The 13,260-nt window shown below is 72.7% G+C and carries 9 protein-coding genes; 3 read left to right on the top strand and 6 right to left on the bottom strand.

The features are described from left to right. Positions 1 to 287 precede the first annotated feature (287 nt). The 3 genes from K7C98_RS41940 to K7C98_RS41950 all read left to right on the top strand — a co-directional run bounded on the left by K7C98_RS41940 (position 288) and on the right by K7C98_RS41950 (position 4,202). Entirely contained in the window at positions 288 to 1,415 is a 1,128-nt protein-coding gene (locus K7C98_RS41940) for an STAS domain-containing protein (protein WP_224197575.1), read from the top strand. Between the two features lie 86 nt (positions 1,416 to 1,501). Then, positions 1,502 to 3,217: a hypothetical protein gene (locus tag K7C98_RS41945; protein WP_224197576.1), complete on the top strand. Its 1,716-nt coding sequence runs from the start codon at positions 1,502 to 1,504 to the stop codon at positions 3,215 to 3,217. Between the two features lie 58 nt (positions 3,218 to 3,275). Continuing rightward, positions 3,276 to 4,202, top strand: a complete 927-nt coding sequence (locus K7C98_RS41950; protein WP_224197577.1) for an AraC family transcriptional regulator — start codon at positions 3,276 to 3,278, stop codon at positions 4,200 to 4,202. A gap of 4 nt (positions 4,203 to 4,206) precedes the next feature. Here K7C98_RS41950 and K7C98_RS41955 read toward each other — a convergent pair whose 3' ends face one another. The 6 genes from K7C98_RS41955 to K7C98_RS41980 all read right to left on the bottom strand — a co-directional run bounded on the left by K7C98_RS41955 (position 4,207) and on the right by K7C98_RS41980 (position 13,199). Beyond that, positions 4,207 to 6,003 carry a DUF3369 domain-containing protein gene (locus K7C98_RS41955; protein ID WP_224197578.1) on the bottom strand — a complete coding sequence of 599 codons (1,797 nt, stop codon included), beginning with the start codon at positions 6,001 to 6,003 and terminating at the stop codon, positions 4,207 to 4,209. A 5-nt stretch (positions 6,004 to 6,008) separates the two neighbouring features. After that, positions 6,009 to 7,292, bottom strand: a complete 1,284-nt coding sequence (locus K7C98_RS41960; protein WP_224197579.1) for a sensor histidine kinase — start codon at positions 7,290 to 7,292, stop codon at positions 6,009 to 6,011. Positions 7,293 to 7,659: 367 nt separating this feature from the next. Beyond that, on the bottom strand, positions 7,660 to 8,577 hold the full coding sequence (locus K7C98_RS41965; protein ID WP_224197580.1) for a hypothetical protein: 918 nt from the start codon (positions 8,575 to 8,577) through the stop codon (positions 7,660 to 7,662). A 313-nt stretch (positions 8,578 to 8,890) separates the two neighbouring features. After that, positions 8,891 to 11,824, bottom strand: a complete 2,934-nt coding sequence (locus tag K7C98_RS41970) for an Eco57I restriction-modification methylase domain-containing protein (RefSeq protein ID WP_224197581.1) — start codon at positions 11,822 to 11,824, stop codon at positions 8,891 to 8,893. 88 nt (positions 11,825 to 11,912) lie between these two features. Then, on the bottom strand, positions 11,913 to 12,680 hold the full coding sequence (locus K7C98_RS41975) for a MerR family transcriptional regulator (protein ID WP_224197582.1): 768 nt from the start codon (positions 12,678 to 12,680) through the stop codon (positions 11,913 to 11,915). A gap of 39 nt (positions 12,681 to 12,719) precedes the next feature. Then, positions 12,720 to 13,199 (bottom strand): NUDIX domain-containing protein, encoded by a 480-nt coding sequence (locus K7C98_RS41980; RefSeq protein WP_224197583.1) that lies wholly within the window; start codon positions 13,197 to 13,199, stop codon positions 12,720 to 12,722. Positions 13,200 to 13,260 lie beyond the last annotated feature (61 nt).

The following is a 13,260-nucleotide window of genomic DNA, read 5'->3' on the forward strand; positions in this document are numbered from 1 at the left end:
GGGGCCTCTCCATCACCCCCCGGTGCATTACGCTGGACACCGGTGGCGACACCGCATTGGCACCGGGGCGGGCAGGCGCGGGGAGCCTGATGCGGCGCCCGGCGCGGCCCGTATGCGACGAGCAGGCTCCGATATCGAAGGTATGCGTGACAGGGTCGGGCGAGCGGAGGATTCATCGCACCTCGTCGGCTGAAACACGTTGCAGAACCGATTTCACCGGCGCGCCGGCGCGCCGGCGCTCGAAAGAAAAGGGGGACAGGCGGCAGAACCTCGGATAAACAGTGTCTGTGCGTGAATCGAGCCTGTTGCAGGATGCCCCGCTGATCGTGTTCGAGGTCGACGCCGGGTTCACGGTGGTCGCCTGGAACCGCCGCGCCGAGCTGGTCTTGGGGAGAGATGCGGGCGAGGTCGTGGGCCGCGACCTGGCCGAGGTGCTGCCGCTCGCCCGCGGCTCGTGGCGCGACCTGGTCGACGAGGCCGGGCCGAAACCGAGGGTCTGGGAGGTCCGGCTCGGCGAGGCGGAGCGCGCGATCGAGGCGTGGGCCCAGATGGTGCCCGACGCAGCGGGCGGGGCGTCACGCACGATCGTCTACGGCCACGACGTCACGGCGCGCGTGCAGGCCGAGGCCCAAGCGGCGCTCGAGTCGACGATGCTGACGGCGATCAAGGAGAACCTCGAGATCTCGCTGTGGGCGACCGACGAGCGCGGGACGTTCCTGTTCATGGACGGCAAGTCGATGCGCTCGCTCGGCATGACCCCGTACCAGTTCCTCGGCCAGAACATCTTCGAGATGTACGGCGCCGCCGGCAACAACGAGCGGATCGCCGCGGCGATCGCCGGCCAGCCGGAGGTCACCCAGGGCGTCGAGCTGCACGGGCATTTCTTCGACACCTGGTACATCCCGGTGGCCGAGGACCCGAACCAGGTGCGCCTGGTCGGCGTGACGCTCAACGTCAGCGAGGCCAAGCGCGCCGAGCTCGAGCTGCGCGGCAAGCTCGAATTGATCGAGCGCCAGCAGGAGGTGATCCGCGTGCTCGCCACGCCGATCATCGAGGTGTGGGACGGCGTGCTGACGATGCCGATCGTCGGCCTCATCGACACCGCCCGCACGGCCGAGATCATGGACAGCCTGCTGCAGGCGGTGACGCAGACGCGGGCCCGCTTCGCCATCCTCGACCTCACCGGCGTCGAGGTGGTCGACACCGGCACCGCGAGCCATCTGATCAAGATGATCCAGGCGATCCGGCTGCTGGGCGCGGAAGGGATCCTCACGGGCATCCACCCGACCATCGCCCAGACGATGGTCGCCCTCGGCGTCGATCTGTCCCACGTCGGGGTGCACGCCAAGCTGCGCGACGCCCTCAAACGCTGCATTCGCAGCGGTGTGACGAGCGCGCGGCCGTCGACAGGGTGAGCGACCGCGTCACGCGAGGCCGCCGGTGACGCCGCGCCGTGGTAGTGATTCGCGGGCCGCGCTCGTGTCGGCGCGGAACTTGCCACATGGTCCGGGCAATTCATGCGCGAGCGGCTCGAGCGGCCCGAACGAGCGCGACGCGAGCGTCGCTGGCGTTCTTCGCCGGCACCTGGGCGCTGCTGGCCGCCTTCCGCGCCCACGCGCCGCTCCACCTCGACACCGCGCGTGACCTGCTGATCGCCCGCGACTGCGCGCTCGGCCTGTATTGCCCGGGCGCCGGCCCGCGCAGCAGCTTCGGCGGGCTCCTGCAGGGCGCGACCTGGCCGCGGCTGCTCGAGGTGCGCGAACAATTCGGCTGGAGCCTCGCGGCGCTCGAGCACGCCGCCGACCTGCTGCTCGCGTGCGCCGCCGCGGCCGTCCCGCTGGTGGCCCGGCGAATCGGTGCACCCGCGAATGCGCTGACCTGGGCGCTGTGGTTCCCGGGGACGCTGTGGACGATCGGCTACCCGCGGCTGTGGAACCCGACGCCGTGGCCGCTGGCGCTGGTGTTGACATTCCTCGCGCTGCTGCAGGCGGCGCGCAGCGGCGGCGCCGCGATGTTCGTGCTGGCCGCGGGCGCGCTGGCGCTGGCGGTCGACGTCCACGTCGCCACCGCCGTGATGCTGCCGCTGGCGATCGCGGTCGCGGCCGCGGGCGCGCGCCGGCCGGTCGTGGCGCTGGCGCTCGCGGCCGGGGTGTTCGTCGGGGTGCTCGCGTGGCTGTCGCCCGGGGCGTTCGCCGAGAACCGCGCCACGCTGGCGCCGTACATGGCGCTGCTGCTGGCCGGGCTCGGCCTCGCGGTGGTCGTCGGGCTGCTCGCGCGGCGGTGGTTCGTCGGCGACGGCGATCGACGCGCGCGCCTGGTGGCGGTCGTGGCGTGCGGGTACGGGAGCGTGGCGCTCGCGCTGCTGTCGCTGATCACCGGGCACGGGCTCGACCCGCGTTACTTCGCGCCGATCGTCACGCCGGCGGCGATCGTGCTTGGCATGCGCGGCTCCTCGCTGCTCGCGCCGCGCTGGCGCGTCGGGTTGCTGGTCGCGGTGGCGGCGGGGCACATCGCGCTGTGGGGCGTGCAGCGCGTCGTCGATCGCCAATTCCGGTTGATCGAGGCCGAGGCGGTGGCCGCGGAGCTGTACGGGCGCGGCCTCGCGTTCGGCGATCTGTACCGCCACCTCCGCGGGCCGCGGGCCTTCGACCTCGTCGGCACGCTGGCCGCGCTCGAGCCGAACGACGGGCGCACGGCCGGCCGCGACGGGCTCGACTGGTTGATCGTGCGCGCGCCCCGGGCCGCGTTGCCCTCGCCGGTGCCCGACGCCTGGCAGGTGGTCGAGCTCGGTGATTCGCACGTGGCGGTGATCGTGGCGGCGGCCCCGACTGTCGCCATCGAGCCCGTCGAGGTCTGCGGCGCCGGCGATTGCACGCGCGTCGCGGTCGACGTCGAGCGCTTCGCGCAGGGCCCAGGCATGCAGTGGTCGGCGCGGGCGCACGCCGGGCTCGTCGGGCTGCCCGGGCGGTTGGCCGGCGCGTCGGCGGTGACCTATCGCCTGCCGCGACGAATGGACGCCGCGCCGCGGGACATCGTCGTGTTCCCCGACGATTGCGGGCGCTGGCAGGTCGACGGCGGACGCGGCGACGTCGTCGCATTCACGGTCGCGCCGCGCCGGCGCTGCCGCTGGTGGCTGCCGCCGTTCGCCGAGGTCGACGTGCGAGATCTCGCGCTCTCCTCGCTGGTGGCCAGCGCCGGCGCCGATTCGCCGCAGTGACGGCAAATTCGCAAGGACCGTCAAGCCGCCCGCCGGCGCCCGCGCTACTTCCCGGGGGGTGAAGACGGAGACGCGAAGCTTCTACGCGGCCGCGGTGCAGCGGACGGTCGTGCACATCACGCGCACGCTCGACGAGGCGCTCGACCTCACGGCCCTGGCGCGGGCGGCCGCGCTGTCGCCGTTTCACTTCCACCGCATCTTCCGCGGCATGGTCGGCGAGACCCCGCTCGAGATGCACCGGCGCCTGCGGCTCGAACGCGCCGCGCAGGCGCTGCTCGCCGGCGACGCGGGGATCACCGCGATCGCCTTCGACGCCGGCTACGAGACCCACGAGGCGTTCACGCGGGCGTTTCGCCAGGCCTACGGCAGGTCGCCGTCGGCGTTTCGGCAGGGCGCGATCGACCCGCGGCCGGGCTGCGAGCGCCCGCCGCAGGTCGAGCTGGCCGCGCCGTCGGGCGTGCATTTCTGCGGCGACCCGACGCGAGAGATCGTCATTCGCTTCACCACGGAGGAGTCCATCATGAATGTCACCATCGAGACCATGCCCGAGCTGCGAGTCGCGACCGTGCCCCACGTCGGTCCTTACAACGAGATCTCGGCGGCGTTCCAGCGCCTCGGCGCGCTGGTCGGCCCGACCGGGCTGCTGGGGCGCCCGGAAGCGGCGATGCTCGGCATCTACTACGACGATCTCGAGACCACCCCGCCCGAGCAGCTGCGCTCCGACGCCGCATTCGTGGTGCCGGCCGACGCGCGGCTGCCCGAGGGCGTGACGGAGAAGCGCCTGCCCGCCGGGCGCTATGCACATACCACGCACGTCGGCCCGTACACGCAGCTCGGCGACGCGTGGTCGCGGCTGATGGGCGAGTGGCTGCCGCGCAGCGGTCAGCGGGTCGGCGAGGGTTCGAGCTACGAGATCTACCGCAACAACCCCGGCAACGCGCCGCCCGACCAGCTGCGCACCGAGCTGTACCTGCCGCTCGCGTGAGCGGTCACGCGCCGGTGGTCGCGCAGTCGAGGAACTGACGCGCGACGGTGTCGCCGGGGTCGGCGTCGACGACCTCGGTGAAGCGGGCGGCAGCGACGGCGAATTCCTGGCGATCGAGGGCCGCCACGCCGGCGGCGAACGACCCCGCGGTGGCGGCTCGCAGCGCCCGCACGGGGGCGGGCGCTGCCGCCAGCACCTCGAGCAACTCGACCGGCTGCGTGCGCCCGCGCAGCGCGATCGGCCCGAGCGAGCGGAGCGCGGACCGCCGCGCCGGATCGACGCTCTCGGCCACGGCGCGGCTCACCAGCAACGTCGTGCCGAGCACGCGGTTGTACTCCTGGATCCGCGCGGCGGTGTTGACGGTGTCGGCGATCACGGTGGGCGCCATGCGCCGCGCGTGGCCGACCATGCCGACGATGACCGGCCCGTGGTGCACGCCGATGCCCATCACCAGCGGGCCGTCGGGCAGCGGGGTCTCGCGGTTGAAGCGATCGATCGCGGCCAGCACCGCGAGCGCCGCCTCGACCGCCTCGCGCGGGCCGGACGGGAACAGCACCATCGCGCCGTCGCCGAGGTACTTGTCGATGATCCCGCGGTGCTGCTCGAGGCACGGGCCGACGATCGCGTACAGGCGATTGAGCAGTTCGAACACGGCGGGCGGCGTCATGGTCTCGCAGCGGGCCGTGAACGAGGCGATGTCGAGGAAGAGGATCGACATGTCGCGCGCGAGGTGGTCGCCGACCTCGACCCGGCGGAGGTCGTTCTTCTGCAGCAGGTGCACCAGCGACTTGGGCACGAACCGCTCGAAGGCCCGCAGCCACTGCTCGCGCTCGGCGTAGAGCCGGTGGTTGCGCAGGGCCATGCCCGCGTTGGCGCAGAACAGCGAGACGACCTGGCGCTCCCAGCTCTCGAGCGCGCCGCCGCCGTCGAGGTAGAGCACCGGGCGCACGTCGCCGCCGAGGTCGAAGCTGTAGACGCTGTAGTCGCCGCGCTCGACCGAGCCGAGGCCGGCCAGGCTGCGCTCGACGTCGCGCAGCACCGTCGCGTCGAGGACCTCGTGCACCGGCTGCCCGAGCGCGGCGCTGAAGCGCCCGCTGGCCGCGATCACCGTCGGCGTCGCCTCGGTCGGCTCGAACAGCGGCCGGCGGGCGACGAAGAACACCGAGCTCTCGCGCGGCAGCAACAGGCCCGACACCTGCTCGAGGATCCCGCCGAGCAATTGCTCGAGCGAGCGGGCGTCGAACAGCGTCGAGGTCGCCTCGATGACCTTGTGCAGCCCGGCGCGCTGAATGGTGATGGTCCGCAGATCGCGGTAGGCGCGGACGCCGGCGATCACCGAGGTGATCAGGCGCTGGGTCGTGACCTCCGTCTTGGCCAGGTAATCGTTGATGTCGTACCCGGTCATGACCTCCATCTCGGGCGCGAGGCCCGGCTGCCCGGTGCGCAGCACGATCCGGATCATCGTGTTGATCCGCTCGCGCCGCAGCCAGTCGACCAGCCGCAACCCGGCGTCGTCCGACTCCATCACCACGTCGAGCAGCAGCAGCGCGGCGTCGCCGTGGTCGTCGAGCACGCCGCGGGCCTCCCGCGCCGAGGCGGCGAAGTGCAGCTGCAGCGGCACGCCGTCGACGGTGAGCCGCTGCAGCGCCAGCCGCGAGACGCTGTGCACCGACGGGTCGTCGTCGACGACGATCACCTTCCAGCGGCCCCCGCTCGTCTCCGCGGCCGGAGCGGGCGGGCCCTCGCCGTCCTCGGCCCACGCGGGCGCGTCGTCGTCGCTTCGGCCTTGCGGATCGTGCATCCCCATCACTCCTCCACCCGGCGGATCGCGGGCGTCCCCAGCGGCAGCTCGATCGTCCAGCGCGTCCCCGCGTGCGACGGGTCGAGCTCGATGCGCCCGCCGAATCGCTCGACCACGATGTTGTGGACGATGTGCATCCCGAGGCCGCTGCCGCCCTCGCCGCGCCGGGTGGTGAAGAACGGCTCGAACACCCGCGACGCGTGCTCGCGGGCGATCCCGCGGCCGTTGTCGGCGCATTCGAGCTGCAGCGAGTCACCGCCGACGCGCGCGCCGAGGACCAACCGCCGCTCGTGCTGCTCGGGCGCGAACGCGTGCACGCAAGCGTTCTGGACCAGGTTCGTGACCACCTGCGTCAGCGCGCCGACGGCCAGCTCGAGCGCGGGCCCCGGGGCGCAGCGGACCTCGTGCTCGACCCTCGCGGCGCGCAGCATCGGCCGCAGGCTGGCGACCACGTCCTGCAGCCACTCGCACAGCGCCACCCGGCGCACGCCCTCGCTGCTCTGATCGACGGCGACTTTCTTGAAGCTGGTGATGAGGTGCGCGCCGCGGCGGAGGTTGTCGACCGTGAGCGCGCAGCTGTCGTCCAGGTCGACCAGCGCGCGGCGCAGCTCGCCGCGGGTCAAGGTCCCGCGCTCGACCTCGTCCGCCAGGCGCTTCAAGATCTGCTGGCCGTGGGTGACCGCGGTCAAGGCCACCCCGAGCGGCGTGTTGATCTCGTGGGCGACGCCGGCGACGAGCCCGCCCAGCGCCGCCATCTTCTCGCGCTGCAGCAGCGCGTCGCGCGTGCGTCGCTGCTCGAACTCCATGCGCTTGCGCTCGCTGACGTCGGTGGCGATCCCGCCGAGGCCGTAGCAATGGCCGTCGCGGTCGATCAGCGGGAACACCGACTCCCAGAAGGTGTGCTCGCCGTCCCGCAGCGGGATCGTGACCTCGGAGGTCACGATCCGGCGCTCGTGGATCGCGACCGCGGTCCCGGCGTCGATCTCGGCCGCGGCCTCGGGGGCGATGAGGTCCTGCTCGCGCTTGCCCAGCACCTCGAACGGCGAGCGATCGAGCAGCGCCGCGTGACGCTGGTTGCTGAGGATGAAGCGTCCGCCGGTGTCCTTGGCGTAGATGACGATCGGCGCGTGCTCGGCGATCGCCTGCAGCAGCGATTGCGCCTGCGAGAGGTCGCGCGTCTCCCGTTCGCGAGCCAGCCGGAGCTCGGCCAGCTCGGCGCGCAGGCGGGCGTTCTCGTCGGCCAACCCGCTGTCTACTTCGCCGATGCCGGGAGGATCTGGCGGACTCACACCTTTACCTTCAGCGCCGCAGTCTATCCGCCGAGTCGCGGGCAGCGGCAGCTTCCGCGAACGTGGAGGCGCGGCGCGATCGCGCCCGCGACAGACGCCGCGCACAGACCTCGGGTTACTGAACAACAGAACGTCGCCCCTGGCTCAGAAGGGGGAGTGCTGCTGAGAACTGACATGGCCCAGGAGCCGCGTCCTCGAGCTCGCCCCGGTCTCCTGGAAGCAGACCGCCGAGCAACAGGGCACTCAGCAGCGCCTCGCCCCCAACGTCTTCCGCGTCGCCACGCTCGCCGCGCATACCCACGGGGTGTGGCCGGTCCGCGACCCGGCGTCACGACGCGGGATACCCGGCTTCGTCGAACACCTACCGTCAATCGTCGGGGGCGCTCACAACCTGCTCGTAGGCAGCCAGGAATCGACGCATCGATTCCGCCGGCTGGGAACCGGGGGCATCGTGGAGGTTGGCCTGGGCGAGCAGCTCGGCGATGGACGGGCCGAGGGCGCGCGGCCTGGCCTCGAAGTGGGGCCAGAGGGCCGTCAAGGCCGCGAGTGCGGAAGCCTGGGCCTCGGGGCCACGACCAAGCTCCGCGAGCAGGCGCGAACGGAGGGCGAGGCTCATGGCGGCCCGACGATCACGGCCGGCCTCTGCGTACACTTGCGGCGCGGCCTGATCGTAGCCGATGGCCTCCTCCACGGCCGCGAGAGCGTCTTGCAGGCGGTGGAGGCGCCGTAGATCGTCGGCGAGGGTGGTCAGGGCTTCGGCGAGCTCGCCGTGCATGAGCGGGACCCGCTCGGGGTGGTAACGCCGCTGGTCGTGGACGAGCTCCAGCGCAACGTCCACGACGTCCTGGCGGCGATCGAGCTCGAGGAGGAAATCGCGGAGCTCGAGAAGGAACTTGCGGCGCGTGAGGCGCTCATCATCGGGTTCGTCCTGCGCGAGCTCGCGGAAGCAGCGGCGCGCCTCCTGGACGACGGCAAGAGCTTCGTCGACGCGGCCGGCGTCACGCAGGAGATCGGCGCGAATCCAGAGCGCGCTGGCCACGTCGAGACGATGGGCCCCGGGGTCACGGTCGGCGAGCAGACGCAGCACCTGCAGCCGCTCCTCGACGACGGGCAGCATTTCGTCGAAGCGCGTGGCCCAGAACAGGAACTCCTCCAGTCGGTCCAGACGCTCGGCTAGCTCGGGGATGCGCGAGGGATCGCGTTCGCAGGCGCCGCGGAGGCGCTCACAGGCGGCGCGCTCGGCAACGATCTCGGCGTCGAAGGTCGGCCACTGCCGCTCACTCACGGGCACCTAGGATACCCGATCAGCTCGTCGCTGTCAGCCGCGTGCTCTGCATGCAAACCTCGACGTATCTGTGGCTAAGGGGCGGAACTACTCGGCGCCGTTTCCTTGAGCGGGCTCCCGCATTCTGAAAGCAGCTGGCGAGCCGAGGAAACTCCGCTGCGCCTGGCCGCCACCGGTGCCGTCGCCTACCGTGAGTCTGGATGCGGTTCGTCGAACGCATATCCTGCTGACGGCCGCTGCGCGTAATGAGCGTGTGTCACTGAGCGCGGGTTGACGCGTGGGTCGAGGTACTATGGCCTACGCCCCTCAATGTCTATCTTTTGCTTCTATGGATACCATAGTGGGCGTCGACCGGCTCGACCGCGCCGGCGCGCTCGCGGTTGAGGGCGAGCAGGCGGCCCAGGACCTCGTCGGCGAGCGCGGCGGACCATCCGCGGCGAATCGCCGGTGCCATCATTCGCGAGTCGTCGCTCGTCGCGATGAAGTCGGCCGTCGCGCATTCCGCCAGGTCGGCCCAGCCGTAGGCGGCGAGCGCGGCCCGGTCGAGCGCGTCGTGCAGGTCGCGGAGCTCGGCGATGTCGGCCGTGCGGTCGCCCGGATCGTGGAATCGATTGTACAGGGCGGTCAGCCCGAGCTCGCCCGCCAGCATGCAGCGGCGCCGGCATTCGTCGTAGCTCCGTCCGGCCCGCGCGAGCGCCTCGCAGCGCTGCCAGTCGCGGGGGAACGGGAACGTCTCGAAGCAATCCGAGGGGTTGTAGCGCGGGTCGGCGCGCAGGCTGGAGCTGTGCGTGAGGGCCCACAGCTCGTGCACCCGCGATTGCAGCAGCCCCAGCGCCGCCGGCCCGTCGAGGGTGAAGACGTTCAGGGCGTTGGTGAACACCGTGTGCGCGTCGACGAACGCGAACGACACGAACTTGGCGACCACGGCGCAGGCGAGCACCGTCGACTTGCCCGCGATCGCCCGGTACAGGCCGCTGCAGCCCTCGTTGTACAGCCACCAGCGCTCGCGCCGGGCCTTGCGCTTGTCGACGGCGCGGCGCGGGAGCACGCGCTCGCGCACGATCGCCATGCAGCGCTCGAACCGCTCGGCCTCGGCCAGCGTGAGCCCGGTGAAGTTGATGATGAAGCCCTCCGGCCGCAGCTGCGGCGACGAGACGAATCGGCTGGCGTTCAGCACCGGCCAGATGCACGCCGCCTCGTGCGGCGCGTCGCGGACGATCGCCTCGCGCTGGGCCGGCGTCAGGAGAAAGCCCGTGCCGCCGAAATCGACGCCCTTGTAGCTCTGGCCCGCCCGCTCGCGCAGCCGCACGGCCGTCCACGCCGCGCGCGGGCGACGAAGGTCGCTCCCGATCGCCGCCACCACCTGCCCGTCGAGGCGGCGCTCGCCCGGATCGCCGCCCCTGGCGACGCACAGGTGAGCGACGCGGACGCTCGCGCTGCCGCCCCACTCGGCGCTGCGGACCGCCTCGTAGATCACGCCGCCCGCGGCGAGCAGGTGGTCGAGACCGGTCGCGCGCGTGTCCGCCTCGGCGATCGAATTGGTGGTGACGAAGCCGAGCGCGCCGCCGCGGCGCAGCAACGCGAAGGCGCGCCGCAGGAAGTACGCCGCGAGGTCGCTGTTGCCGTGCGAGCCGGGATAGCAGCGCAGCAGCCAATCGCGGTAGCGCTCGCCGAACGCGCGACTGATGCGATTGCCCCAGAAGAACGGCGGGTTGCCGACGAAGCCGTCGAAGCCGGGGTTGTCGCGGGCGAACACCGCGGGGAAGGCGAGCTCCCAGTGGAACGGCACCACCGGCGGTTCGCTCGTCGTGAGCATCGCGGCGAGCCGCTCCAGGGCCGCGACGGCCGCCGAGTCGCCGCGCCGGGCCGATCCCACGGTCGTGCGCGCCAGGCGTTCGCGGTGCTCGTCGCGGCGCCGGTCGCCGTCGTGGCCGAAGAACGCGGCGACGGCAGCGTCGCCGATCGTGCGGGCGAGCGCGGGATCGGCGGACGATGAATGCTCGTACTCGCCGGGCGCGGCCGGGTGCCATGAAAACGCCGCGATCTGGGCCCGATCGAGGCCGACCAGCGCGTCGCCGCAGCGGATCGTCGCGGCCATGAATCCGCGCAGCGGCGCGCCGCCGCCGGTCGCCAGCCACAGCGACAGCCGCGCCAGCTCGACCGCGCAGGAGTCCTTGTCGACGCCGTGCAGGCAGTGCCGGGCCACCATTCGCCGCGCGTGCTCGCCGGCCGCGACGCCGCCCGGAATCACCGCACCGTCACGGCGCCACGCCTGCTCCAATTGCTCGCCGAGCTGGCGACAGGCCGAGAGCAGGAACGCCCCCGAGCCCATCGCCGGATCGCACAGCCGCAGCTCGAGGATCTGCGCCGCCGTCGGCCGCTCGCCGAGCGCGGCCAGCAGCGGGCGCAGGGTCGCGCGTACGAGCCGATCGGTGAGCTCGCGCGGGGTGTAGTGCGCGCCGGCCCGCCGGCGCTCCTCGCCCGGCTGCACATACAGGCGCCCCGCGGGGATGATGGCAGGCGATTGCGGGCTGCGCCGGCGGGCCAGCGCGGCGGCGAGGTCCTCGGGCGAATTCGCCGCCGCGAGCGCGGCCTGCAGGGCCTCGTCGAGCGCCCCGCCGGCCGTCTCCGCCAATCGGTGGATCCGCCGGGCCGGCGCATGCGACAGGAGCTCCGCCAGATCGACGACCACGTGCCCGGGCCGCACCGCCAGGCTCGGCCCGCGCGCTCGCAGCAATCGCTGCTCCAGCAGCGCCTCGTAGACGCCGCCGAGCTGTTCGATGTCGATCGCATGATAGGCCCGCGGCCTGCCGTCGGCGAGCAGCAGGGCCCGCAGGGCCCGCCACACCGCGCCGTCGCCGGCGGTCACGAGCGGCGGCGCCGGCTCCTCGCTGCTCAGCTCGTGCGCGAGGGCCACCAGCTGCGGCCAGGCGGTCCGCCGCCGCTCCATCGCCGCGAGGTCGCGTCCGGCGTCGGCGCTCAGGCGCGCGAACAGATCGGCCAGCGAATCCGCGGGCAGCAGCCCGCGCTCCTCTGCGTGGCGGCGAAACACCAGCCGCGCCACCAGCATCATCAGGTCGCGATGGACCCGCCGCAGGTCGCCGGCCGCGCTCGCGTCGTCGCCCGTCACGCCGCCCAGCAGCTCGCGGAGGGCCTGCAGCGCCGCCCCGGCCAGCTCCGGCGTCGCCCGCGTGGCGCCCCTCGCCGCCCGGACGGCGAGCTCGGGGCGATGGGCGGGCCGCGGCACGGAGGGCGGGCAGGGTACCACGCGCGAGCGCCGCTCGACAGGGCATCCGCCTGGCCGACGCGGCCGACTCGTACGCGCCCGGCGACGGTCAACGCGCGTCGGCGGCCCGGTCGGCGTTGGCGGCGAAGGCCTGCGCCGCGTAGGCCGCGAGGCCGGGGCTCGACCTGTCGATGTTGGCGGTGAAGCGCGGGTCGTCGACGTAGAGCCGGCCGAGGCCGCGGTGGAGGGTGTGGGGGCAGGGGTAGAACCACCGGTCGATGTGCAGGCGATGGGTCTCGGCTGCGGCCATCGCCTCGCGCGATCCGGGCGGGGCGCCGGCGCTCATGAGTTCGGCGAGGCGGGCGAAGATCGCGGCGCCCTCGGCCTTGATCGTCTGCCAGTCGTGCTTTGTGTAACGGGCGGTGCGGCGCTTCGACTCCTGGAACGCCTCCGTGTCGCCCCAGCGCTGCTCGGCCTCGGCCTCGTGGTCGGCGGGATCGAAGCCGTCGAACATCTGCTTCATCTCTTCTCGTGTCATGGGTCGCTCGCTTTCGAGGCGCGCGAGGGCGGCGTCGACGGCACCGAGCAGGGCCTGCAGCTTGACGGCCTTCTCGCTCAGCAGCTGCCGTTGCATGCGCAACGACGCGCCGAGGTCGAACTCCGGGTCGCGCAAGATCCGGCAGATCTCCTGCAGCGGGAACTCGAGCGCGCGGAAGAACAACACCTGCTGCAGGCGCGCCAGGTCGGCCTCGCTGTAGAGCCGGTAGCCGGCGGCGCTGCGGCCCGAAGGGCTGAGCAGGCCGATCTCGTCGTAGTGATGCAGCGTGCGCACGCTGACCCCGGCGATGCCGGCGACCTGACTGACGGTGAGTGCCATGGATCGTCGCCTCGCGTCCTCGCGGTCAGGGATAGGGCCTCACGTGGCGTGAGGGTCAAGCGCGGCGGGCAGGCGAGCGAGCTCGTCGAGCAGGGCGACCTGCGCGGGGTTGATTTTGGGGCGCGCGTCGGCGAGCGAGAAGTAGGCGGCGCGGTCGACCTCGGGGAAGCTCTGGCGCCGGCCCGAGCGCGGCGGCCACTCCACCTCGAAGGTGTTGCTGCGCAGCGCGGCCGGGTCGACGTCGCCGCGGCAGGCCCAGGCGTGGACGAGCTTGCCGGCGCGCTGGCGGATCGGGGTCAGCGGGTGGAACGGGCCGGCGAGGCTGTGCCCGGTCTCCTCGGCGAACTCGCGGCGCGCCGCCGCCAGCGGGTCCTCGCCGTCGGCGAACTCGCCCTTGGGGATCGTCCAGGCGCCGGCGTCCTTGCGGGCCCACAGCGGGCCGCCCGGGTGCACGAGCAGGACCTCGAGATCGGGGCCGCGTCCGCGGAACAGGAGGATGCCTGCGCTCTGCCTGGGCATGGCGCGAGTGTAGCGCCGTCGGCGACGGCTGGGTATGCCCTCACGGACATGTCGTCATGGA

The organism is Nannocystis pusilla (assembly GCF_020073745.1).
Taxonomy (GTDB): Bacteria; Myxococcota_A; Polyangia; order Nannocystales; family Nannocystaceae; genus Nannocystis; species Nannocystis radixulma.